Annotated in this window: 1 pseudogene; it reads left to right on the forward strand. The window is 52.6% G+C overall.

The window, feature by feature from the left end:
- Positions 1 to 836, forward strand: a pseudogene (locus ACYVG7_RS10075) (GGDEF domain-containing protein); the annotation flags it as partial.

An 836-nucleotide genomic window follows, 5' to 3' on the forward strand; every position in this document is an offset into this window, starting at 1 on the left:
GAAGAGTCCCTGCGCGTAACCCGAGAAACCATCAAGGAAGGTGGTCGTCATCTCAGTGCCATCAAAGAGATCCCGGAAAAAATTCGCAAAGAAGCCCGTGACTTCCTGCATCAGGATTCGCCCTATGCGATTGCCGATCATCAACGGCAAGTAGCACGGTTGCTGGAGCTCTATCAGCAGGCAATGCGAGCCATGTTGCTGCGCCCGGGACTGCTCAAACCAACGGCAGCACTTCAAGATCCGCAAGAGATAGAAAACGCCAAGCATGATGAGCAACTGCGCAATAGGTTATGCGATGAGTTACAGCGGCTGATCACCGAGCTCGACTTTACCGGTCCGGTCGGTGAAGAACTGGCCGAGGTACGGCGCAAGCTACTGACTGGCATTGATTTTGCGCAACTCCCGGAGCTCTGCCTACAGTTGGTGGAGTTAATTATTGAAGGCGCGCGTCAGGAACGTCGTGAATCCCATCTATTTCTTTCCGGGTTGAATGACAGTCTTAATGCCGTGCATTTGCGCTTGCACGAGTCCCTTGATGAAGGCAGAAACCTGCATCAGCAGCATCAGCGCAATGGGGACGACATTCATGCCCGTCTGGATGAAATCAGCAATCAGCTGGATCAGCAACAGACACTCGAGCTGCTCAAGAGCAGTATTCGCAGCAATCTGAGCCAATTACAGAGTTTGCTCATGGAGCGTCAGGGACATCTGCAGCGTGAACAGCAACTGCTGGAAACGATGAGCATGATGGAGAACCGGCTCAACCAGATGAAAGAAGAGACCTCCGAGTACAAGAAGCGGATGGCCCAGCAGAAACACAAACTGCTGCTGGATAG

Source organism: Pseudaeromonas pectinilytica, from assembly GCF_054780855.1.